This window comes from Lacinutrix gracilariae (assembly GCF_042684485.1).
Lineage (GTDB): Bacteria > Bacteroidota > Bacteroidia > Flavobacteriales > Flavobacteriaceae > Oceanihabitans > Oceanihabitans gracilariae.
The window spans coordinates 1,397,272-1,421,266 of the sequence record NZ_JBHULM010000011.1; the positions used below are offsets into that span (position 1 = coordinate 1,397,272).

Sequence of the window (23,995 nt, forward strand, 5' to 3'; positions counted from 1 at the left end):
TTAATTATATTTGCTGTTTAGAATTAATCTTAATAGAATCTGAAAGTTTAGCCTGTATTTTCAGACTATATTTTCAATAGATATAAAACATGAAACTCAACAAACAAGACATTCTTAAAGCTTTAGAAACCATTTCTGCTCCTGGTGAAGGACAAAACATGGTAGAAAGTGGCGCTGTAACCAATGTAATCACTTTTGGTGATGAGGTAGTGGTAGATATAACCATTAAAAACCCAAGTTTACAAGCAAAAAAGAAAACCGAAGTAGAAATACTACAAACCATTCATAAATTAGTATATGAAAAGGCTAAAATAAAAGTGAATGTAAAAGTAGAAGCACCTACAAAATCTGCTCCTAATGTAATAAAAGGAAAAACCATTCCTGGTATTCAAAATATAGTAGCAATAGCTTCTGGTAAAGGTGGTGTTGGTAAATCTACAGTTACTGCAAATCTTGCTGTAACCTTAGCAAAAATGGGCTTTAAAGTAGGTATTCTAGATGCCGATATTTACGGTCCTTCTATTCCAATTATGTTTGATGTGGTTAATGAAAAACCACTAGCAGTAAATGTAGAAGGAAAATCTAAAATGAAACCAGTAGAAAACTACGGCGTAAAAGTATTATCTATTGGCTTTTTTACAAAACCAGACCAAGCAGTAGTTTGGCGAGGACCAATGGCTGCAAAAGCGTTAAATCAAATGATTTTTGATGCAGCTTGGGGAGAATTAGATTTCTTACTTTTAGACCTACCTCCAGGAACAGGAGATATTCATTTAAGTATCATGCAATCACTGCCAATTACAGGGGCAGTGGTAGTAAGTACACCACAAAACGTTGCCTTGGCAGATGCTAAAAAAGGAGTAGCAATGTTTCAACAAGAAAGCATTAGCGTTCCTGTTTTAGGAATCGTAGAAAATATGGCGTACTTTACACCAGCAGAACTACCAGAAAATAAATATTATATCTTTGGTAAACAAGGAGCTAAAAACCTTGCCGAAGACTTACAAGTACCATTTTTAGGAGAACTGCCTTTAGTACAAAGCATTCGTGAAGCAGGAGATGTTGGGCATCCAGCAGCACTACAAACCGCAACACCATTAGAGCAAGAATTCGAAAAAATTACGCAAAATATGGTGCAAGAAGTAGTAAGAAGAAATGATAATTTACCTCCAACCGAAGCAATTAAAATTACAACAATGGCTGGTTGTTCAGCAGTAAAAAAATAGCAAATGAGCACAGAAGAACTAAGACTAAATGTAGAAAAAGCGCTAGAAGAAATTCGCCCTTTTTTACAAAGTGATGGAGGAGATATTTCGCTACTATCTATAGAAGATGGTAAGCTGGTAAAAGTACAGTTGCAAGGTGCTTGTGTAGGTTGCAGTGTTAACCAAATGACGCTAAAATCTGGTGTAGAAATGACTATTAAAAAATACGCACCTCAAATAGAGCAAGTCATTAATATAGAAGTGTAGTTGGGCGTGACCACAAGGGTCAGGCTTTCACTACTCGCTCTCTTCGAGGAGCTCAAACAGGCCGTTCAATCCTTCACGCAAACTGATAAATGTCATAAAATGTAGTAAATCTATTGCGTAATTTTGAACAAATAAAATAAAGAAAAAAACCTGCAAGACCTTAAAGCCTTGTAGGTTTATATTTAAAAAAAAATTCCCACTTCTGTGCGCATTATTATGATTAAAACAGATATACTTATTATAGGTGCTGGTCCAACAGGATTATTTGCTGTTTTTGAAGCTGGCTTACTAAAATTAAAATGTCATTTAATTGACGCCTTACCACAACAAGGAGGACAATGCTCAGAGCTTTACCCTAAAAAACCTATTTATGATATTCCTGCCTATCCAGAAATTCTTGCAGGAGATTTAACGCATAAATTAATGGAGCAGTGTAAGCAGTTCGAACCAGGATTTACTCTTGGTGAACGTGCCGAAATCATAGAAAAACAAGAAGACGGTTCCTTTATTGTAACTACTAACAAAGGAACAAAACACCAAGCTCCTGTAGTAGCAATAGCAGGAGGTTTAGGTAGTTTTGAACCTCGTAAACCATTAATTCATAATATTGCTCACTTTGAAGATAAAGGTGTAGAATATATGATTAAAGAACCAGAAATGTACCGAAATAAAAAAGTGGTCATTGCTGGTGGTGGAGATTCTGCCCTAGATTGGAGTATCTATCTAAGTGATATTGCTAGCGAGGTAACTTTAATTCATAGAAGAAATGAGTTTCGCGGACATTTAGATTCTGTAGAAAAAGTACAAGAACTTAAAAATGCAGGAAAAATAAACCTAATTACACCAGCAGAAGTAATTGGTATTGTAGGCGATAAAAAAGTAAAAGCTGTTGTGGTAAAACAAGCACAGCATATCGAAAAAGAATTTGAAATAGAATGTGATCATTTTATTCCGCTTTTCGGACTTTCACCAAAATTAGGACCTATTGCAAATTGGGGATTAGAAATAGAAAAAAATGCCATTAAAGTAAATAATGCATTAGACTATCAAACCAATATTCCAGGTATTTATGCTATTGGTGATGTGAACACCTATCCAGGAAAATTAAAATTAATTCTTTGCGGATTTCATGAAGCTACGCTTATGTGTCAATCAGCGTATCAAATTATAAATCCAGGTAAACGTTTCGTTTTAAAATATACAACAGTTAGTGGTGTAGATGGTTTTGACGGAACAAGAAAAGAAGCGCCAAAAGCAGTAGTAAAAAAAATAGAGTAAATCGTTTACTGTTGTAGTAAACCTGCTTTATTTAATTGAAATATAAATAACACGCTGTGAGTTTTTATATATGCTCAAGGCGTTTAGTGTAATAATTAAAAAGCGTTCCACAGTTGTGGAAACTAAAGATGGAACAAGACATAAATATAAAAATAACAGATAGAGATGGTGTTACGCATGAAGTGGTAGCACCAACAGATATGGCTATGAACTTAATGGAAGTAGTTCGTTCTTATGAGCTTGCTCCAGAAGGTACTATTGGTATTTGTGGTGGTATGGCCATGTGTGCTTCTTGCCAATGTTATGTGTTAAGTGATACCGAGCTTCCAGAAATGCAAGACGATGAAGAGGCAATGCTTAGTGAGGCTTTTGATGTTAAAGAAAACTCGCGTTTAGGTTGTCAAATTCAAATGACGCCAGAAATGGAAGGCCTAGAAGTAGAGCTGGCTCCAGAATCTTAAAGTAAGCGTCATTGCGAGTAGAGTAAAGCAATCTGTTTGTTTTTAGTTTCTATTTAAAGTTGGTATGTCCTTTAACTTTGTAATGCTATTTATCTTTTTTATTCCGTTTTATAATCCAATAATTTTTTAGGGCCTTCTAATAAAACACGTACTATTTTAAGTGTTCCATCATCGGTTGTGGCAATTTGCCATTTAATTAAAGAGATTTCACCATTTTCTATTTCAATACCTGTAATACTTCTTGGGTGTACACAGCTACCATCATTAAAAAAAGCAATAGCGCCAGGTTCCGGAAAACGTGGTCTGTGAGTATGACCTACAATAGTTATTAAATTGTTATTCTCTTTAATCCAATTTTTGGTTCTTCGTTCTACCTTAATAAGCTCTTTGTAGTTTTTAGCAGGACTAGTAGGATCTGCAATTCCCATAACGTTTAAAGGTTTCCATAGTGCTCGCACTAAAAACCTGCTCCATTTCCAAAAGGTATAGTTCCACCAATCTGCTTGATGACCATGGGTTAAAAAAACTTCTTGTTGGGTTTTAGTGTGTTTTAAGATAATGCCTTCGTGGTAGGTTAAATCACAAAATAATTCTACTTCTTCCCCTATTTTAGGATCAAAATAAGTCGATAGGTTTCTTTTCACATATTCTGGGTCGCGATATACCATATCATGGTTTCCCCAAATCATATGTAAGCGATCTTGTTCATGAAATAACTTCATGAGCATATATACGTTTTTATGAGCTTCTAATATAGGAGCAAAAGATAAGTTTTCCCAAAGTTCATCGCCATCACCAATTTCTGCATAGGTAAACCCTTCGGCATAATAATGTTTTAAGGCGTGAAAATAAATGTTTCGGTTGTTGGCAAAATCGTCGGCAAAACTATTATCGCCACGATGGCAATCGCTAAAAAATATATACTTTGAATCATTATCAAAAGCAATAATTTTAGCCTCTTTATATGCACGGTCTAATCGTTTTTTTGCTGAAAACATAAAGTAAATGTAAGTAAATTATTATTAAAAAATGCATCCTTATAAGAGAGCCCTTTTTTTTGAATTTTAAAAAGAAAATAAAATGGAATTTGTTGATATTGAGCAAGGTATAGTGTTAGTGCTTGTTTCGGGAGTATTACTAGTGTTTAGTAAGTGTAATTAAAATAAAGTTGTAGTAGCTTTGTTAAAAAAAACCAAAAATGAATTTTGAAACGGGTAAGATTTGTTGTAAAATTGCAGCTTATTAAAAACGCCCAAATATAAAATAATCAGCTGTTTAAAAAAGTGTTGTAATTGTATTTTAGTCAAATCTACTAAGTAAGTAACCAAATATATTTTATATTTTTTTGTACTATTTAGAATATAAGATAAAGTCTAAATCTTTCTTTTTTATATCTAGTTATCCTTTTTATTTTGTTCGTTTTAATTTAATAATACATCGTTAAAGTAAAGCATATTGCTTTTTTTTAGCACTATACTAGTAACTAGCAAAGGGGCAAACACATGTGAAATATGTCCATTTGTTACTGTAAAGTAGGTTGTGTTTTTTTAAAATTAGATATATATTATTAATATGCTTTTAAGTTATTTACCATCAAGTCACGAGGAGATTACCGCCTTGCTAAGCAATTATAAAGGTATAGCAATAATAGCAACAGTTGCATTTTCTTTATTAGTAACACTTGTAGTAATGCCTAAGGTGGTCGCTATCAGTAAAGAGAAAAATTTAACAGCGCTACCAGATGATCGTACATCACATAAAGGTATAGTTCCTACATTGGGAGGTGTTGGGGTGTTTACAGGTTTAATGCTTACTATCAATATTGTAGCCATACTGTTTGCAAACTATAGTCAACTTATTGATTTACTTATTTTTAATGCGCTAGTATTATCACTCTTGTTAGTGGGTATTTTTGATGATATTATGGATTTGGCACCTCGAAGAAAGTTTGGGTATCAAACTGCAATCGCTACTATATATATTGTAGGAACAAATGTGCACATAGATTCTTTTATGGGTTTATTTGGATTTGAGCAGTTATCTACATTATTTGCAATTGTTTTTTCTGTTTTTGTAATTATACTAGTCATTAATGCTTATAATTTAATTGATGGTATAGATGGGTTGGCAGGTGTGTTAGGAGTCGTTATTTCTAGTTATATGACTGCTGTTTTTTATTTTAGTGGTTACTTTTTTTATAGTCTAATGTGTATCTCTTTGGTAGGCGCTTTATTTGGTTTTCTAGTGTTTAACTTTTCACGTCATCGTAAAATATTTTTAGGAGATACAGGTTCTATGGTTGTTGGTTTTTTACTGGCTATTGAAGTCATAAGCTATTTAAGTATTGCTGCTCACAAAACAGAATTATTGTTGTTTAAGAATGCTCCTGTTATTGTTATGGCATTATTATCGTATCCCTTATTTGATACGCTACGTGTGTTTTGTATACGAATCTATAACAAACGTAGTCCGTTTTCAGCCGATAGAAATCACATACATCACCGATTAATAGATTTAGGTTTAAAGCATAAATATGCCACTTTAATTATAGGGTTTTATACTATTATAATAACAGGGGTAGCATTTTTTCTTAATCATTTGCCAATAAATATAGAATTTGCTATTACTCTTCCGTTAGGAATACTACTTTTACTGTCTCCTTTTGTAGTAAAGGTGAAAAAGGTGAAAAAACTAAAGTGGAGTGTGTCTAAATCTTAAAGAAAATAATATAGCATTGATTAAGAACATTGTTGTAAATAAATAAAAAAATGAAAACCGAGTAAACTCGGGACTTAAAAAAAATGAAAAAAATAGCACTTATTACTGGAGTTACAGGTCAAGATGGAGCGTATTTGACAGAATTCTTATTGAAAAAAGACTATATCGTACATGGTATTAAACGTCGTAGCTCCTTATTTAATACAGACAGAATTGATCATCTGTATCAAGATCCGCACGTAGATAACCGTAACTTTATTATGCATTACGGAGACATGACCGATAGTACTAACTTAATTAGAATTATTAAAGAAGTACAACCAGATGAAATCTATAACCTAGCTGCAATGAGTCACGTAGCTGTATCCTTTGAGGTTCCAGAATACACAGGTAATGCAGACGGTTTAGGTACTCTACGTATTTTAGATGCTGTTAGATTATTAGGATTAGAGAAAAAAACACGTATTTACCAAGCTTCTACCTCAGAACTATACGGTAAAGTGCAAGAAGTGCCACAAACCGAAACAACACCTTTCTATCCAAGATCACCATATGCTGTTGCAAAAATGTACGCGTTTTGGATGACCGTAAACTATAGAGAAGCTTATGATATGTTTGCTTGTAATGGTATTTTATTTAATCACGAATCTCCATTACGAGGAGAAACCTTTGTGACTAGAAAAATTACTAGAGCAGTAGCTAGAATAGGACTAGGATTACAAGATAAATTTTACTTAGGTAATTTAGACGCACAAAGAGATTGGGGACATGCCAAAGATTATGTGCGCATGATGTGGATGATTTTACAAGCAGACCAACCAGAAGATTGGGTTATTGCAACAGGTAAGACCACGCCAATACGCGATTTTGTAAAATTAGCTTTTAAACACATTGGGGTAACGTTACAATTTGTAGGTTCTGGTGTTGATGAAGTGGCAATAGTTAAAGAAGCTACTAATCCAGATTACCAACTACAAGTAGGAAAAGAGGTGCTTGCTGTAGACCCTAGATATTTCAGACCAACAGAAGTAGATTTACTTATTGGTGATGCAACAAAAGCTAAAGAAAAATTAGGATGGACTCCTAAAATACAATTAGAAGAGTTAATTGAAGACATGATGCAGTCAGATATTAAGCTAATGGAAAAAGAGCAATTGCTAAAAAAAGGAGGATACAAAACACTTAATTATTACGAGTAGTATAGTCCCCGAGTATCAACAGTAAACACCAAAACATGTCGAGCACACTAACTAAAGATTCCAAAATATACATAGCAGGTCATAAAGGAATGGTAGGATCTGCCATTTGGCGAGCATTAGAAACAGTAGGATATAACAATCTAATCGGGCAAACTAGCCAACAATTAGATTTACGTAACCAAGAAGCAGTAAACCAATTTATGGCAACTACAGCTCCAGATGTGGTTATAGTAGCAGCAGCCAAAGTAGGAGGGATTCTTGCCAATAGCCAATTTCAATACCAGTTTTTGCTAGAAAATATGCAAATTCAAAATAATATCATTGATGCTGCACACCGCAATAACACACAAAAGCTAATCTTTTTAGGGAGCTCTTGTATCTATCCAAAACTAGCACAGCAACCGTTAACTGAAGATAGCCTATTAACAGGACCTCTAGAGCCAACCAACGAAGGCTACGCCATAGCAAAAATAGCAGGTGTTAAGTTGTGTCAACACATCAAAAACCAGTACCATAAAGATTTTGTAAGCTTAATGCCAACCAATCTGTATGGTATAAATGATAATTTTGATCTAAAATCATCACATGTACTACCTGCCATGATACGTAAGTTTCATGATGCCAAATTAAATGATAATGCACCAGTAACCCTTTGGGGAAGCGGTACACCAATGCGTGAGTTTTTACACGTAGATGATCTTGCTCAAGCAGTTCTTTTTGCCATGCAAAACCAATTGGCAGAACATTTATATAATGTGGGTACAGGTACAGATATTACCATAAAACAATTGGCAGAAACCATCCAAAAAACAATAGGGCATACTGGGGAAATTATTTGGGATAGTACCAAACCAGATGGTACACCACGTAAGTTAATGGACGTTTCAAAATTAAAAAAAGCAGGTTGGCAATATAGCATACCTCTAGAAGAAGGTATTGAAAAAACCTACCAGTGGTTTTTAAACAATGCCAATAGTTACAAACAAGTTAAGTTATAATACATACAATTTCATGCAAGAGCAATATCAAAACACTGCAGATGCTGCAGTGCTAAGTCCTAATAAAATAACGTCAATTTGCTGTATTGGTGCAGGATATGTAGGTGGCCCAACCATGGCAGTAATGGCACAAAAAAATCCAGATATTAAAGTAACCGTTGTCGATTTAAATGCACAACGTATTGCAGATTGGAATGATGCCGATTTAACCAAACTACCTATTTTTGAACCAGGATTAGATCAAGTGGTTAAAGAGGCCAGAGGGCGTAACCTCTTTTTTTCAACAGATGTGGAAACAGCCATAAATGAAGCCCAAATGATATTTATATCGGTAAATACACCTACCAAAACCTATGGTTCTGGTAAAGGGATGGCAGCAGATTTAAAGTATATTGAGCTTTGTGCAAGACAAATTGCTAAAGTGGCAACTACCGATAAAATAGTAGTTGAAAAATCAACACTTCCTGTAAAAACCGCGCAGGCTATAAAAAGTATATTAAACCATACTGGTAATGGGGTGAAGTTTCAAATACTATCTAATCCCGAGTTTTTAGCAGAAGGAACAGCGATAACCGATTTAATAGATCCTGATCGTGTACTAATAGGTGGTGACCAAACCCCAGAAGGGAAACAAGCTATACAAGCCTTAGTAGATGTGTATGCTACTTGGGTGCCAAAAGCACAAATACTAACTACTAATATCTGGTCTTCAGAGTTATCCAAATTAGTAGCCAATGCCTTTTTAGCACAACGTGTGTCTTCTATAAATGCCATATCAGAATTATGCGAAGCTACAGAAGCTAATGTAGAAGAAGTAGCAAAAGCAATAGGGATGGACTCACGTATTGGGTCAAAATTTTTAAAAGCATCCGTAGGTTTTGGTGGCTCTTGTTTTCAAAAAGACATCCTAAACCTAGTCTATATTTCTAAATCCTTAGGTTTACAAGAAACGGCGGACTATTGGGAGCAAGTGATTATCATGAACAACCACCAACGTGACCGCTTTGCCAATAAAATAGTACAAACACTATACAATACAGTAGCAGGTAAAAAAATAGCTTTCTTAGGTTGGGCATTTAAAAAAGATACCAATGATACTAGAGAAGCAGCAGCTATTTATGTAGGCGATAGATTAATAGACGAGCAAGCTAATATTAGTGTGTATGATCCAAAGGTGAATGCAAAACAAATGCAGTCGGATCTTAATTATTTAAACACAAGATCGGAAGACCAAAACAAGACCTATTTAAGTACCGAAAGCAATCCGTATGACGCCGTAAAGGACAGCCATGCTATTGCTGTGTTAACGGAGTGGGACGAGTTTAAAACCTACGACTGGCAACGTATTTATGATAGCATGAACAAGCCAGCGTTTGTCTTTGATGGGCGAAACCTATTAGATACCGAAGCTTTAGAAAGTATTGGGTTTATAGTTAATGCTATTGGGAGGTAGAAAGTAATTAGAAATGCTTGACCAATAAGTTTCAGTTTTTAATTACTATTGAAGATTAAAAAAATATAATAAATCAACAGGTGAAAAATTCAATTCTAAAGATATATTCTAAGTTAGGCATACATAGTGCAAGAACTAAAAATATCAGTAAGCATGTATTCTTATCCTTTTTTTATAAAGGAGGAAGTATATTAGCTTCTTTTTTATTGGTTCCACTAACTATTAATTTTTTAGATACTGAAAATTATGGAATTTGGTTAACTTTAAGTTCCTTTATAGCTTGGTTTTCTTTTTTTGATATCGGTTTAGGTCATGGTTTAAGGAATAAATTTGCAGAAGCAAGGGCTAATAATAATTTAGAATTAGCAAAAGGTTATGTTAGTACTGCTTATTTAACGATTACTATTGTTGCTTTTGTAACTTTTATAATATTTATAATTGTTAACTACTTTGTTGATTGGACTAAGGTTTTCAATACAAGTAATAGCCTTTTTAATGACCTAAAATTATTAATGCCTATAGTATTTGGGTTTTTCTGTCTTCAGTTAATTGTAAAATTAATTACGACTATTTATTTAGCAGACCAAAAGCACTCCATGCAGGGGAAAATAGGATTTATAACAGCTGCTTTTTCTTTATTGGTTATTTGGCTATTAAGTATGTTTTCTAAAAGCTCGTTATTACTATTCGGTACTGTCTTTTCCGCAATACCTATAATTATTTTAGTGATTTTGAACCTGTTTTCTTTTACAAACACCTATAAATCCGTAAAGCCATCATTAAGCTTTTTTAAAAAAAAATATTTAAAAGATATTTTTGGTCTTGGTTTTACTTTTTTTATTATACAAATATCTGGTATAATTTTATTTTCAACAGATAATTTTATTATTGCAAAATTATTTACGCCTGCTGAAGTTGTACCATATAACATTGCTTATAAGTATATGAGTATTTCACAAATGGTGTTTGCTATTATACTTGCACCATATTGGTCTAGTGTAACAGAAGCCTACATAAAAAAAGATTTTAAATGGGTTAAAATGGCCATGAAAAACTTAACTAAGTTTGCTTTAGTTTTTATTTTGTTGATAATTGTTATGGTTTTAGTCGCGCCTATAAGTTATAAATTGTGGATTGGAAATAGTGTTAGTATTCCATTTACATTAACTATGGCCATGGCTTTGTATTTTATATTAACAATTATATATAAGCCGTTTACTTATTTTGTTAATGGAACTGGTAAAATAAGGTTACAAATGTATTCTATTGCTTTAACGGCACTTTTAAACATTCCATTGTCTATTTTTATTGTGAGCAATACGGAATATGGAGTTACGGGAGTTATAATTGCAACAATTATTTGTATTATACCACATACAATATTATGTCCATTACAATATAATAAGTTGATTAACAATAGAGCCACGGGATTGTGGAACAAATAGGATGAATAAGTTTTACTTAGAAAACCTTTTTTGTTTTAATTTATCAATAAATAAACTTTAATGAGATTTTTATCCCAATTTTATTTAATATTAATTGTTTTTAGTATTGCACTTTTCAAACATTTATCAATTAGTCATGGGCTGGAAATATTAAAACCCATCACTATTGTTCTATATGTTTTTGCAATATACTGGTCCATAACAATAATAAATAAGTATTCTAATTTTGTTAATTGGAAAAGAGTAAAACCAATGCTTGTTATATTTCTAATATACCCTTTTATAAGGTTAGTCATTGATGTTATATTAGTTAATTCATTTGTTTTTAAACATCTAACTGATGCTTTTTATGTGAGATTCCAATATTATGTCTTATTTTTAATAGGTCTATCACAGGCTATAATAATTGTTAATAAAGATAATTTTTTCAAAGGTTTTATAAAAGCTTATTGGATTATTTTTGCTTCATTATTAGGACTGTTTATCACTTTATTTAATTATACGAGCTTTGGAGACGTTTATTTTTTATTAGAAAATCTATTGGTTCCGTTTAGTTTTTTAGTTTTTCATAAAACCAAAAACTATAGAAGAATTGGCTATATTAATTTAGCAATTGGAATTATTCTCGTTTCCGTTCTAGCCTCTAGATCATACCTGTTAGTCTTCATTTATATATTGGCTTTTCTTGGCTATATCAAATTGTATAAAGAAAAAGACAAATTCAAAAAAACAGGAAGAGCTCTGTTTATATTTTTGATTCTCTTAGTTTTATTTAATAGTCCTCTTTTAACTAATTTACAAGAAACACCTCTCTATGAAAAAATCAACATAGAGTCCTTATACGAAAGTCTTTCAGGTGAGCAATCTTTAATTGAAGAAGATTACAAAGGAGACTCTAGGTCTCGCATTATAAAAGACGCTTTTCATAATTTTAATATAGGCAACATTATTTTTGGCAAAGGTATTTTCGGACAATACAAATCTTTTGTTGAAAGAAATACAATTGAAATTGGTTGGTTGCAACAAGCGTTTTGGTTTGGTTTTGTTTTTGTTTTATTTCAAATTTATTTTTATTTCAGATCCATGAAACTAAATTTAAAACAAAAAAAGGAACACTTATTTGTTTTTGGAATAATAATTTCTGTAAAATTTTTGGATTCATTTATATATGGAATGCCCAATATGTCCTTGTATAATTTATTTGTAGCAATAGGTATGTTTACCCCTTTTATTAAGAGAATATATGTTAATTAAAATTCTAAATTATTTAAAATTTAAATTAAAGGAAAGTCTAAAACCTTTAATCACGATAATGAAATATCCACACGTAAAATTAGTACATTCTGTGGTTTTAAGTAATTGTAAGATTGCAAACCATGTTACAATCTTCGGTAAAACTGCAATTTCTAATTCAAAAATAGGCGCTTACTCCTACATAGGTGGTGGATCTCATATTATGAATGCAACTATTGGTAAGTTTTGCTCTATAGCCCCAAATGTAAAAATTGGTTTAGGCATCCATCCTACCCATTTTATTTCTACCTATCCTGGATTTTATTCGGATAAAGCAAGCGGTGTCGTAAAAATTCAATCTTTAGATGGTGTTATCGAACATAAAGAGGTTATTGTAAAAAACGATGTTTGGATTGGTTATGGAGTTACTATAGTAGATGGGGTTACTATTGGTAATGGAGCCATTATTGCATCGGGCGCAATGGTTACCAAGGATGTAGCAGACTATGCTGTGGTTGGAGGTGTTCCTGCAAAAGAAATAAAAAAACGTTTTACCCAAGAAGAAAAGGAATTGTTATTGAATTTTAAATGGTGGGATAAAGATTTAACCGAAATTAAAAAAAATGCAAAACTCTTTTTAACCCCGGCATATTTTTTTAAATCTAATACACTATGACATTTTTTAATAATAAATATTTGGCAAATTATTGTGAAATTTCAATCCATAACTATTTAAAATACAAGTATCTTTACAGGTTTCTAGAAACCCTATAAATAAGCTCTTTATAAATGAAAAAAAAACATATATTATATCTAGGTAATTTTTTAAACGAGCGGGTAGTATCTAAAAGGCAACTTCCTACCAATAATCCTGCAGGATCAAACAGAATGTACCGAATAGCTAAAGCTTTATCTGTTCATTATAAACCTATAATAATATCTCCAGGTGTAAGTTTAAATATAAAATTTAATAGACAGGAAATAAACCAAAAAACAATTATATCTCACAAAGAAAATGTAGTGCATTTTTTTTCTAAAACCTTAGCGGTACCTGTTTTAGGCTTGGTATACTCATATATTACCTATCTACTCGCTGTAATTAGGCTAATTAATAAAACTAAAACAAAACAGATAGTTGTTTATAATTTTGATCCACAATTAGTAATTATTGTTTTACTTCTTAAAGTATTTTACCCGAAAATTAAAATAATAAATAATATAGAAGACATTTCAAAGCCTACTTTAAACGACTTTAAATCAACATCTGAAGACAGGCCTCTTCAACAAATCGTTTTCTATATCTGTATGCATATTATAGCCAAAATTGCAGATGGTATTATTATACCAACCAAAAGGTTTAAAGACTTTTTACCAGGCAAAAAGCATACATTAATTGTCACTGGCTGCATAGACGTTAAGCAAAAACCTTTTTCTGAAAACTTGGATAAATTAATTGTATTGTTTTCTGGAAAAATCGCATTTGAACATGGTATTGATGTTTTTATTGAAGCTCTAATAAAATTAAGCAAACAAACCAAACTAAAAGATAAAATAAAGTTTTATGTTACTGGAGGAGGCCAAAAATCCGAATGGCTAAAAAATCGAATTAAAGAATTGAATCTTATAGACATAACTTATTTTGGATTTGTATCTTCTGTCAAATATACAGAATTACTAAACCAAGCAGATGTTTGTGTCGCTTTACAAAAAGAAACAGGAAGACATTCAAATTATAAAACCCCTTCTAAAGTTTATGAGTACTTAGGGAATTCAAAAATTGTTATAACTACAGATGTAGGTGATTTAAAATCTCTAGGGGATGATATAATTACTATTTGTGCTCCCCTAACATCAGATAATTTGATAAGTTGTTTTTCTAAATCAATAGACGAACGTTCTAAAATAGTAGACAAAAGATTAAAAGTAGGGCAATTTGCTCTTAACCATTTTGATACACTGCCAGTAGGTATACGTATCCATGATTTATTAAATGATATACAAAACAAATGAAAAGTAAAAGAGTAGTTATATTATTTTCAAGATTATCAGACTATATGCTAAATATGTTTGAACTTTGGTGCTCCCAAGAAAACGTATCGCTTACGGTTTTAAAAAAATCACCAGATAAAAAAGAGGCTCCTTTTGAGTTTAATTTATCTCATAAAAACATAGATTTTTTTGATGAAGATAAATTAGACAGACAAGAAATATTAGATTTAGTAAACTTAATAAATCCTGATATAATTATTTGTAGTGGCTGGAGTAACTCTAAATATAATGCTGTAATATCCAAACATTATGCCAACACAAAATGTATATTAACCATGGATAATCAATGGCATGGTACTTTAAAACAATATTTAGGTACATTATACAGCCGTTTATTTATAGTATCTCGTTTTGATAAAATTTGGGTTCCAGGAAAACCTCAAAAGAAGTTTGCACTTAAATTGGGGTTTAAAGAAAAGGATATAATGGAAGGTTGGTATGTGGCTAATGAATCTAAATTTAAGTCCACAAGAAAAAAAATACGCCATGAATTTATTTATGCAGGGCGATATGTTGATTATAAGGGAGTTAATGAAATGTGGGAAGCTTTTATAAAACTTCAAGAAAATGAACCTAATGATTGGGTTTTAACATGTATTGGTACAGGTCCTTTATTTGAAAAAAGAAAAAAGCATCCACAGATTAAGCATCTAGGTTTTTTACAGCCTATAGATTTACAGAGATATACAGAAAAAGGTGGTGTTTTTGTGCTTCCAAGTCACTTTGAACCTTGGGGTGTTGTAGTCCACGAATTTGCACTGTCCGGATACCCCTTAATTATAAGTGAAAGTGTTGGAGCTGCTTCACAATTTGTATCTAGAAATAATGGAATTATCTTTAAAACAAAAAATGAGGAAGATTTATATGGCGCAATGAAAAAAATAGTAAATAAAACGGATGAACAACTTCTTGAAATGGGCGCTTTTAGTCAAACTTTAGCAGGGACAATTTCTAGTAATAATTGGATAAATAATATGAATAATTTAATTAATTCATAATATGAAGGTTTACCACGTCATAACATCCATAGATATTACAACTGGTGGCCCAGCAAGAAGTGTAACGTACTTAATTGCTGCAATGCTTGAATTGGATAATACATTACAAATTGAATTAGATACGTTAAAAAGTAAGACGCCAATTATAACCACGTTTAATACTGCAAATAGTGCGATTAGATTTCATGCTTTTAAAAAGTTACAACGATCTAAGAGTTTAGTAAGTAGTTTGTTGCAATCTCAGGTGTCATTATTTCATGGCCATGGGGTATGGCAAATGCCAGTGCATCAAATGGCTAAAGTAGCACGTAAAAAAGAAGTGCCTTATATTATTACGCCAAGAGGGATGTTAGAACCATGGGCATTAACACAAGGTAAACTAAAAAAGCAACTCGCACTAAAGCTGTTTCAGTATAAAGATTTAGAAAAAGCAACCTGTTTACACGCTACGGCACCAATGGAAGTAGAAAGTATAAGAGCCTTGGGTTTAAAAAATCCAGTGGCTATGATACCTAATGGTGTGAATATTAGTCAATTTCCAGAGAAAATACCCAATAAAGCAAATAACCCCAAGCGCATGTTGTTTTTATCGCGTATTCATGTTAAAAAAGGAATTGAAAATCTAATTGAAGCTTGGCAACAAGTAGATGCTAATTTAAAGCAAGATTGGGTTATTGATATTTATGGTAATGGAGATCCAATCTATATTAAAAACTTAAAAGCAAGAATTAAAGCAGCCAATTTAGAGCACCAAATAACTATCAAATCACCAGTGTTTGATGACCAAAAAACAAAAATCTTTAGAGAAGCCTCTGTATTTGTACTACCAACCTATAGTGAAAATTTCGGAATTGTTGTGGCAGAAGCCTTAGCTAGTTATACACCAGTAATTACTACAACAGGAGCGCCTTGGCAGGAATTAAATACACACAATTGCGGACAATGGGTTGAGGTAGGTGTTACATCTTTGGTAAATGCGCTTAATAATATGATGGAAAAATCACCTAAAGATTTATTACAAATGGGTGTAAATGGTAGGGAATTAATAGAACAAAAGTACAGCATGCATGCAGTGGCTAAGCAAATGTTAGAACTGTACGATTGGATTTTAAATAATAACAATAAACCTCACTTTATTTATGAGTAGTAGAATAAATTTTATAGTCGGTATGCCAAGAGCTGGTACTACTTATTTAACAAAGGTTTTAAATAATCATCCAAATATAGTTTGCTCGGGTGAAACATTGTATTACGGCAGAAAGTTTGTAACTCCTAATGATTCAGGTAATTATAGTGAAAAAGAAGTTGGGATGATTTTTAATAATTTAATTAATCAAAGTTGGGACCCTAAAATTATTAATGATGCTAAACCAAAAATTAAAAAAGAACTTGATATTTATCATGCAAATATAAGTAAAGAGGTTACAGTAAATACTCCTTTAGATGTATTTGGTAAAGTGTTATGTGACATACATAATAAAGAACAGTTTATAGAAAAAACACCACATCATATACAATATATAAACAGAATTAAAAAGTATAATCCTGAAGCAAAGTTTATAGCTTTAGTAAGAAATCCATATACTTTTATGTTATCTTATAAGTTTCAGGGGCAACAAAAAAACGAAGTTGTGCGTAGTATCTTTGAAAAAATATACCATCCAATAAGCTGTGCATTAGTATGGAGAAAAAATTATAATGCTATTAGTACAGCAAAAAATAATTTCCCCAAAGACGTATTAGTAATAGAAACAGAAGCATTAAAGAGTAATCAAACTTTGGCAGATATTCAGTCATTTTTTTATATTAAAAGTCCTGATTTAAAACCTATAACTAAAGATAATAGTAGTTTTAAAAATGAAGTTTCTAAACCTGTTTTAGAACCCATAGATTATTTCTGGATGAATATAATTGCTGGGCAACAAATTACTGCTCATCTAGGTCAAAAAACGAAATCTAATGCTTCTCTAAGCGCAATTGTCAAATCATTAATTCAATTACCCATTGTTTTCTTTAGATTTTTAAATGTGCTGGAAGTCGGTAAAGGTCAATCCAAATTTCAATATTTACTTGGGTATTTAAAAAGATAAAATATTAATGAGTAAAGTAGATTTATCACAATATAAAAACACCTTAAGCCGTAAAAATCAAATTGCAAGATTATTATGGAGGCTAATTTGGTTCTTGTTAGCTCGACCCTTACCAAGGCGTATTGGAAATAGGTGGAAATTGTTTTTACTTCGTTTATTTGGAGCTAAAACACACTCTACAGCTGTTGTGTACTCTTCGGTTAGGGTTTATGCTCCCTGGAACTTAGAAATGGAGGAATACGCCTGTTTAGCACCAGAAGTAGATTGTTATAATGTTGCTAAAGTAACCATTGGTGCGCATGCTACAGTATCCCAAAAAACGTATTTGTGCACAGCTTCACATGATATAACGAGTAAAACATATCCCTTAATAACAGCTCCAATTGTTATAAGTAATCAAGCTTGGGTTGGTGCGTCTGCTTTTATTGGTATGGGGGTAACTATTGGAGAGGGAGCTGTTGTAGGTGCTACTGCATCTGTATATAAAGATGTAGAATCGTGGACAATTGTTGGAGGTAATCCTGCAAAATTCATTAAAAAAAGAGAGATAAAATAATATGTCTAAAATATCAATTACTGTGGTGGTTTCTGTTAAAAATGAGGAACTGAATTTACCACATTGTCTAGAAAAACTGAGTCAATTTTCAGAGGTTGTTGTGATTGATTCTCAGAGTACAGATAGTACACCTGAGATAGTGAAACAATTTGGTTTTAAAATAGTTGACTTTAATTGGGATGGCAAATTTCCTAAAAAAAGAAATTGGACATTACGTAATGTGCCTCTTAAAAATGATTGGATATTGTTTTTAGATGCCGATGAATTTTTAACCGACTCATTTATTAAAGAAATAGGTGCAAAAACGAAAGACTCAAACTTTAAAGGCTTCTGGTTAAATTATAATAACTACTTTATGGGTAAAGAGTTGAAGTATGGGGATAAAATGAAAAAACTGGCTTTGTTCAAAAAAGATTCGGGAGAATATGAACAAATTCAGGAAGATTCATGGAGTCACCTAGACATGGAAGTGCACGAGCACCCCATTATCGATGGAGAAATAGGTAAAATTGGTAGCCCAATCATACATAAAGATTACAAAGGTTTAGAGCATTATATAGCACGTCATAATGCCTACTCTACTTGGGAGGCTAAGCGTTACTTATTTTTATTAAAAACAGGTTTTAATAAGCTAACAAAAAGACAAAAAGTGAAGTATCAATTTATAAATAGCGGTTTTTTACCCATGATTTATTTTCTGGGTTCTTTCGTCTTTAAACTCGGATTTCTTGATGGCCTTGCGGGATATCACTTAGCAAAATATAAAGCCAATTACTTTTTTCAAATACAAACTAAAATTGCAGAATTAAAACATACAAAATGAAAAAAATTTTAATAACAGGAGGAGCTGGTTTTGTAGGCTCTCATTTATGTGAAAGATTATTAAATGAAGGTAACGAAGTTATCTGTTTAGATAATTATTTTACAGGATCTAAAGAAAACATTGTACATCTTTTAGATAACCCATACTTTGAATTAGTACGTCATGATATCACTCATCCTTATTTTGCAGAGGTAGATCAAATCTATAATTTAGCCTGTCCTGCATCTCCTGTGCATTATCAATATAATCCAATAAAAACGATTAAAACTTCGGTGCTTGGTGCTGTGAATATGTTAGGTTTAGCAAAACGTATTAATGCTAGAATACTACAAGCAAGTACCAGTGAGGTTTATGGAGACCCGAAAGTACATCCTCAAAAAGAAGAGTATTGGGGGCATGTGAACCCGATTGGAATAAGATCTTGCTATGACGAAGGAAAACGTTGCGCAGAAACCTTATTTATGGATTATCACATACAAAATCAAGTAGCCATAAAGATTATTAGAATTTTTAATACCTATGGTCCAAATATGAATCCTAGTGATGGTCGTGTGGTGTCTAATTTTATCATGCAAGCCTTACGAGGAGAAGATATAACTATTTTTGGTGATGGTTTACAAACTAGATCCTTTCAATATGTAGATGATTTGGTGGAAGGGATGATAAGAATGATGAACTCAGAACCAGAATTTTTAGGCCCAGTAAATTTAGGAAACCCAAATGAGTTTACCATGTTAGAATTAGCGCAAGCGGTAATAAAATTAACAGGCTCTAAATCTAAATTAATATTTATGCCATTGCCTCAAGATGATCCAAAACAACGTCAACCAGATATTAGCTTAGCCAAGGAAAAATTAAACGGTTGGCAGCCTAATATACAATTAGAATCGGGATTAATAAAGACCATTGACTATTTTAAAACCAAATTGTAAAATAGTTTATAACCTATGAAAGTATCAATAATAACAGCCACTTATAACAGTGAAGCAACCATAGCGAGTTGCATGCGTTCTGTGATACAACAAAAGTATGCCAATATAGAATATGTGATTATCGATGGTAATTCTAGTGATAGTACTTTAGATCGGGTAAAACAATTACAGTCAGAATGCCTAAATAATATAGAGGTGCGTATACTTTCAGAGCCAGACAAAGGCATATACGATGCCTTAAACAAAGGGATTAATTTAGCGACGGGTGGTGTTATTGGTTTTGTACATTCCGATGATATATTGGCTAATCCCAATACCATTCAAAACATGGTCACCACCATGAAAAAGAATAATTTAGATGGCGTATATGGGGATCTGCAATATGTAACAAAAGCAGATACTAATAAAGTAATTAGACATTGGCAAAGCCAAACCTTTACTCCTAGTCTATTAAAAAAAGGATGGATGCCTGCGCATCCTACCCTATATTTAAAACGTGAGGTTTATGCCAAACACGGTAGTTTTAATTTAGACTATAAAATAGCAGCAGACTACGACTTCATTTTGCGTGTTTTTAAAGACAACACCTTAAGGTTTGGGTATTTGTCAGAGGTAATAACTAAAATGAGAGCTGGTGGTGCTAGTAACCGTAGCTTAAAAAATATAATGATAAAATCTAAAGAAGATTATAAGGCCGTTACCTCCAATAAGGTTGGTGGTTGGTGGATCATTTTCAATAAAAATGTTTCCAAATTAAATCAGTTTTTTAAATAATTTAATAATGAGGTTGTACCATAAAACCATAAAAACAGTCATAATAAAGAAGCCATATAGATAGTGTATGGATGCTGTATGGATAGTGTATGGAAAAATTACGGTACTATTAGCCTTACAATTAGCTGCTTTAAACTTACATGATATCTAATTTAATGCGCTTATAGGAGGTCGTTTATTATTTTGTTGCTATTTTTGCTCAAAAATTAAAGGACACCTAAACAGAGAGTAAAAACATTGTTAAATAAATACGTTTAAAACAACCTAACAAATAGTAGTTCCAATTTAAAATAATTCCTAATATTAATAATACTTATGCAATCCCAATTTAGCCAGCAAGTAGCAAAAATAATAACGCTAGTCGTAATCACTATTGCATTAAGCAGCTGTGTCAGTAATAAAGAAATTTTATACTTTCAAGATGCAGACCAATACAGTCAAGATAACGTACAATACCAACATAATACTATTCAGCCTAATGATATTCTATCGGTAACCATAAATGCTGCAATACCAGAGGCTGCAATACCGTATAATAAAACGGTTAGTTCAGCTACAACTATCAATAGTATTGATATATTAAAACTACAAGGGTATTTGGTAAATCCAGAAGGTTTTATAGCCTTACCTGTTTTAGGAAAAATCAAAGCAGCACAACGTACCAACACCGAATTAGAAAATTTAATTGTTGCTCGTTTAGAAGAAGGAGGACACTTAATTAACCCTATAGTATCGGTAAGACTACTTAATGCTAAAATTACGGTATTGGGAGAAGTGAAACAACCAGGTACTTTTAATTTTACCGAGCAATATATTAGCGTACCGCAAGCCTTAGGCTATGCAGGTGATTTAACCATTAATGGGCGTCGTGATGATGTATTGTTAATTAGAGAGGTAGATGCAAAACGTACAATTACACATTTAAATCTTACTGCTACCAATTGGATGGATAATCCAGAATACAGATTAAAACCGAATGATGTATTGGTAGTACAACCCAATCGTGCCAAAGTAAAAACCGCAGGTTATGTTGGTAACGTGTCCACCATAGTGGCCATTGCATCGGTAACGCTTAGTGCTATAATTTTATTGACCAGATAATTAGGACCATGGATAACTACTTTGAACAAGACTCACAAGACCAGCAAATAGATATTAAAGGTATTGCCAATAAATATCTTTCCTATTGGCATTATATCGCATTAAGTGGTGCAGTAGCCTTGATACTAGCCTATTTGTACTTACATTACACACCAAACAGTTACAACACTGCTGCTAAAATAAAGGTTCTTACTGAAAAAGAATCTACAGCTTTAAATTTAGATCTTGACCAATTATTAGGTAAGAGTAACGTTAACTTAGAAAACGAACGCGCGGTATTCCAATCCTTTCGCTTAAACAGACAGGTGGTTAATCAGTTAAACCTACAAGTGCAGTACTACCAGTCTGAGCACGTGAATAAAACAGAAGTGTTTGCTGTACCTTTTAAGGTTACTTACGTGCCAGAACTAGGTGATATTAGTAAGGAAGGGTTAAATTTTCAAATAACGGTACAAGACAAGGGCTATCAGTTAGTTAATTTAGAAACCGAAGCATCTTTACAGGTGTCTAGTTTTTACTTCGATAAACCAACGCAAGACTTTCCGTTTACCATACAGCCAACTAGTGCGAAAAGTGAGGTAGATAGCGAAAATCATTTTTACGAAGTCTCTATTATTAGCGAAACACAAGCCACCCAAAATTTAGTAAATAACATCAAAATTGCTGCTGACGGTAAGGATAGTGATATTTTAATACTAAGTCTAGAAGATCAAAGTAAAGAAAAAGCACAATCTATTTTAAATACTTTAATAGAGGTCTATACCCAAGATGGTATTACAGATAGACAAGAGGTGTCAAAACGTACCATTGCTTTTATTGACGAAAGGTTTTCTTACCTAACTACCGAATTAGATTCTATAGAAATTGCAAAAGGAAGCTACAAGCAAGATAATAATCTTAGTATTTTTGAAGCAGATGCTGCCTCTGTCATTCAAAAAAAATCAATTAAAGACGAACAACTTTTTGAAGCAGAAACACAACTATTACTAGCAGATGTTTTAGAAAAAAGTATAAGTGGTAATGAGGATGCCAAATTATTGCCTGCAAATATTGGTTTAAATAGTGATGCCGTAAACAACTTGGTGAACGAATTTAATACGGCAGTGTTAGAATACAATAAATGGAAAGCTAGTGCTGGTGATAATAACCCCAATGTTAAGATTTTAAAAGCCTCAATAAGAGATTTAAATAACAACATACAACGCTCCCTTGCAGGTTACAAAAATCAACTACAACAAGCGCTAAAACAAAACAAACGAGCACAGGGTATTGCGCAACAGTCGTTTAAAACTTTACCAAATAAAGAAAAAATATTACGTAGTATAGAACGTCAACAAATACTAAAAGAAAACCTATACTTACTATTGTTACAAAAACGTGAAGAAGCAGCAATTACTATGGCAGTAACTGCTCCTAATGTAAAAATAATAGATTATGCTATTACCAATTCTATTCCTGTAGCGCCTAAGCGTAAAATAATACTTTTAGCTGGTTTATTATTAGGTTTAGGTTTTCCAATCGGGATACTGTACTTAAAGTTTTTAACCGATACTAAAATCTACACAGGTAAAGACGTAGAGGTTCTAAATGCTAATAATCCTATTTTAGGAGAAATCCCTGTAATTAAAAACGCTAAAGAAGTATTAAAAGCTACTTCAGGCAACTCGCAAACCGAAGAAGCCTTTAGAACATTAGTGAATAGTTTAAACTTTATACTAGGGAAACAAAAAGAAGTTGGTGGACATGTTATAGGTATAACATCTTCTGTAAAAGGAGAGGGTAAAACAACGGTTGCCTATAATGTAGCAAAGACCTATTTTACATTAAAAAAGAAAGTGTTATTAGTAGGTTCAGATTTAAGAAATCCTCAATTACATACATTAATTAATGAGTCTAAAGAAACAGGAGGTTTATCTAATTATTTAAGTGATGATACCTTTAATTGGAGCGAAGCGGTTTTAAATATGAATAAAGGAAGCAATGATTTCGATTTGTTACTTTCAGGACCAATTCCACCAATGCCAACCGTGTTGTTATCTAGTGAGCGTTTTAAAGACTTTATTAGCGAAGCAAGATTACAGTATGACTATATTATAATAGATACTGCTCCAACCTTATTAGTAGCAGATACCTTAACCTTTATTAATAACATGGACTTTACTGCCTACGTGGTTCGATCTGGTGTTACTGAAAAACAACTAATTGAGTTTTCTAAAAAGTTAGTGGAGGATAAAAAGATAAACAATATGGGGTACATTGTTAATGATATAGACCGTAAAGGTTCTTATGGGTATGGTTACAACTACGGTTATGGTTATGGTTATTCTGCAGAAGCACCTAAAAAAAGTTGGTATCAATTCTGGAAATAAAAAACATAGTAAATTTTAGGTTGAGGTAGAATAATAGTTTGTTTAA

Annotated in this window: 22 protein-coding genes; 21 read left to right on the top strand and 1 reads right to left on the bottom strand. The window is 32.4% G+C overall.

Annotation, left to right across the window (positions count from 1 at the left end; all coding sequences use genetic code 11):
* The first annotated feature begins 89 nt into the window (after positions 1 to 89).
* The 4 genes from ACFSSB_RS13130 to ACFSSB_RS13145 all read left to right on the top strand — a co-directional run bounded on the left by ACFSSB_RS13130 (position 90) and on the right by ACFSSB_RS13145 (position 3,211).
* A complete protein-coding gene (locus tag ACFSSB_RS13130) occupies positions 90 to 1,226 on the top strand; it encodes an Mrp/NBP35 family ATP-binding protein (RefSeq protein WP_379904992.1) in 1,137 nt (378 codons plus the stop codon).
* Positions 1,227 to 1,229: 3 nt separating this feature from the next.
* Entirely contained in the window at positions 1,230 to 1,472 is a 243-nt protein-coding gene (locus ACFSSB_RS13135; RefSeq protein ID WP_379904994.1) for a NifU family protein, read from the top strand.
* A 216-nt stretch (positions 1,473 to 1,688) separates the two neighbouring features.
* Positions 1,689 to 2,750 (top strand): NAD(P)/FAD-dependent oxidoreductase, encoded by a 1,062-nt coding sequence (locus tag ACFSSB_RS13140; RefSeq protein WP_379904996.1) that lies wholly within the window; start codon positions 1,689 to 1,691, stop codon positions 2,748 to 2,750.
* A gap of 128 nt (positions 2,751 to 2,878) precedes the next feature.
* Entirely contained in the window at positions 2,879 to 3,211 is a 333-nt protein-coding gene (locus tag ACFSSB_RS13145) for a ferredoxin (RefSeq protein WP_379904998.1), read from the top strand.
* A 98-nt stretch (positions 3,212 to 3,309) separates the two neighbouring features.
* Here the strand turns inward: ACFSSB_RS13145 and ACFSSB_RS13150 are convergent, their stop codons facing one another.
* The gene (locus tag ACFSSB_RS13150; RefSeq protein WP_379905000.1) at positions 3,310 to 4,209 is read right to left on the bottom strand and encodes a serine/threonine protein phosphatase; all 900 of its coding nucleotides are present in this window, start codon (positions 4,207 to 4,209) and stop codon (positions 3,310 to 3,312) included.
* A 574-nt stretch (positions 4,210 to 4,783) separates the two neighbouring features.
* Between ACFSSB_RS13150 and ACFSSB_RS13155 the strand changes: the two genes are divergently transcribed.
* From ACFSSB_RS13155 to ACFSSB_RS13235, 17 genes are all read left to right on the top strand, one after another.
* Positions 4,784 to 5,929: a glycosyltransferase family 4 protein gene (locus ACFSSB_RS13155; protein WP_379905002.1), complete on the top strand. Its 1,146-nt coding sequence runs from the start codon at positions 4,784 to 4,786 to the stop codon at positions 5,927 to 5,929.
* Positions 5,930 to 6,012: 83 nt separating this feature from the next.
* Positions 6,013 to 7,128, top strand: coding sequence for a GDP-mannose 4,6-dehydratase (gmd, locus tag ACFSSB_RS13160; protein WP_379905004.1), 1,116 nt, complete (start codon positions 6,013 to 6,015; stop codon positions 7,126 to 7,128).
* Positions 7,129 to 7,163: 35 nt separating this feature from the next.
* Positions 7,164 to 8,126: a GDP-L-fucose synthase family protein gene (locus tag ACFSSB_RS13165; RefSeq protein ID WP_379905006.1), complete on the top strand. Its 963-nt coding sequence runs from the start codon at positions 7,164 to 7,166 to the stop codon at positions 8,124 to 8,126.
* Positions 8,127 to 8,139: 13 nt separating this feature from the next.
* Positions 8,140 to 9,579 (top strand): UDP-glucose 6-dehydrogenase, encoded by a 1,440-nt coding sequence (locus tag ACFSSB_RS13170; protein ID WP_379905687.1) that lies wholly within the window; start codon positions 8,140 to 8,142, stop codon positions 9,577 to 9,579.
* Between the two features lie 80 nt (positions 9,580 to 9,659).
* On the top strand, positions 9,660 to 11,024 hold the full coding sequence (locus ACFSSB_RS13175; RefSeq protein ID WP_379905008.1) for a lipopolysaccharide biosynthesis protein: 1,365 nt from the start codon (positions 9,660 to 9,662) through the stop codon (positions 11,022 to 11,024).
* A gap of 60 nt (positions 11,025 to 11,084) precedes the next feature.
* Positions 11,085 to 12,278, top strand: a complete 1,194-nt coding sequence (locus ACFSSB_RS13180; RefSeq protein WP_379905010.1) for a hypothetical protein — start codon at positions 11,085 to 11,087, stop codon at positions 12,276 to 12,278.
* A 58-nt stretch (positions 12,279 to 12,336) separates the two neighbouring features.
* Entirely contained in the window at positions 12,337 to 12,933 is a 597-nt protein-coding gene (locus ACFSSB_RS13185) for a CatB-related O-acetyltransferase (RefSeq protein ID WP_379905012.1), read from the top strand.
* Between the two features lie 113 nt (positions 12,934 to 13,046).
* Entirely contained in the window at positions 13,047 to 14,267 is a 1,221-nt protein-coding gene (locus tag ACFSSB_RS13190) for a glycosyltransferase (protein ID WP_379905014.1), read from the top strand.
* Positions 14,264 to 15,304: a glycosyltransferase family 4 protein gene (locus tag ACFSSB_RS13195; protein ID WP_379905016.1), complete on the top strand. Its 1,041-nt coding sequence runs from the start codon at positions 14,264 to 14,266 to the stop codon at positions 15,302 to 15,304. The genes ACFSSB_RS13190 and ACFSSB_RS13195 overlap by 4 nt, the downstream gene beginning before the upstream one ends.
* A 1-nt stretch (position 15,305) precedes the next feature.
* Positions 15,306 to 16,451 (top strand): glycosyltransferase, encoded by a 1,146-nt coding sequence (locus ACFSSB_RS13200; RefSeq protein WP_379905018.1) that lies wholly within the window; start codon positions 15,306 to 15,308, stop codon positions 16,449 to 16,451.
* A complete protein-coding gene (locus tag ACFSSB_RS13205; RefSeq protein ID WP_379905020.1) occupies positions 16,444 to 17,394 on the top strand; it encodes a sulfotransferase family protein in 951 nt (316 codons plus the stop codon). Before ACFSSB_RS13200 ends, ACFSSB_RS13205 begins: the two co-directional genes overlap by 8 nt.
* Positions 17,395 to 17,401: 7 nt before the next feature.
* A complete protein-coding gene (locus ACFSSB_RS13210; RefSeq protein WP_379905022.1) occupies positions 17,402 to 17,950 on the top strand; it encodes a putative colanic acid biosynthesis acetyltransferase in 549 nt (182 codons plus the stop codon).
* A gap of 1 nt (position 17,951) precedes the next feature.
* On the top strand, positions 17,952 to 18,773 hold the full coding sequence (locus ACFSSB_RS13215) for a glycosyltransferase family 2 protein (protein ID WP_379905024.1): 822 nt from the start codon (positions 17,952 to 17,954) through the stop codon (positions 18,771 to 18,773).
* Complete coding sequence (locus ACFSSB_RS13220; RefSeq protein ID WP_379905026.1) at positions 18,770 to 19,705, top strand: UDP-glucuronic acid decarboxylase family protein; 936 nt, start codon at positions 18,770 to 18,772, stop codon at positions 19,703 to 19,705. The genes ACFSSB_RS13215 and ACFSSB_RS13220 overlap by 4 nt, the downstream gene beginning before the upstream one ends.
* Positions 19,706 to 19,720: 15 nt before the next feature.
* Positions 19,721 to 20,479: a glycosyltransferase family 2 protein gene (locus ACFSSB_RS13225; protein WP_379905028.1), complete on the top strand. Its 759-nt coding sequence runs from the start codon at positions 19,721 to 19,723 to the stop codon at positions 20,477 to 20,479.
* A 315-nt stretch (positions 20,480 to 20,794) separates the two neighbouring features.
* On the top strand, positions 20,795 to 21,580 hold the full coding sequence (locus ACFSSB_RS13230) for a polysaccharide biosynthesis/export family protein (RefSeq protein ID WP_379905030.1): 786 nt from the start codon (positions 20,795 to 20,797) through the stop codon (positions 21,578 to 21,580).
* Between the two features lie 8 nt (positions 21,581 to 21,588).
* Positions 21,589 to 23,949, top strand: a complete 2,361-nt coding sequence (locus ACFSSB_RS13235) for a GumC family protein (protein ID WP_379905032.1) — start codon at positions 21,589 to 21,591, stop codon at positions 23,947 to 23,949.
* Positions 23,950 to 23,995: the final 46 nt, after the last annotated feature.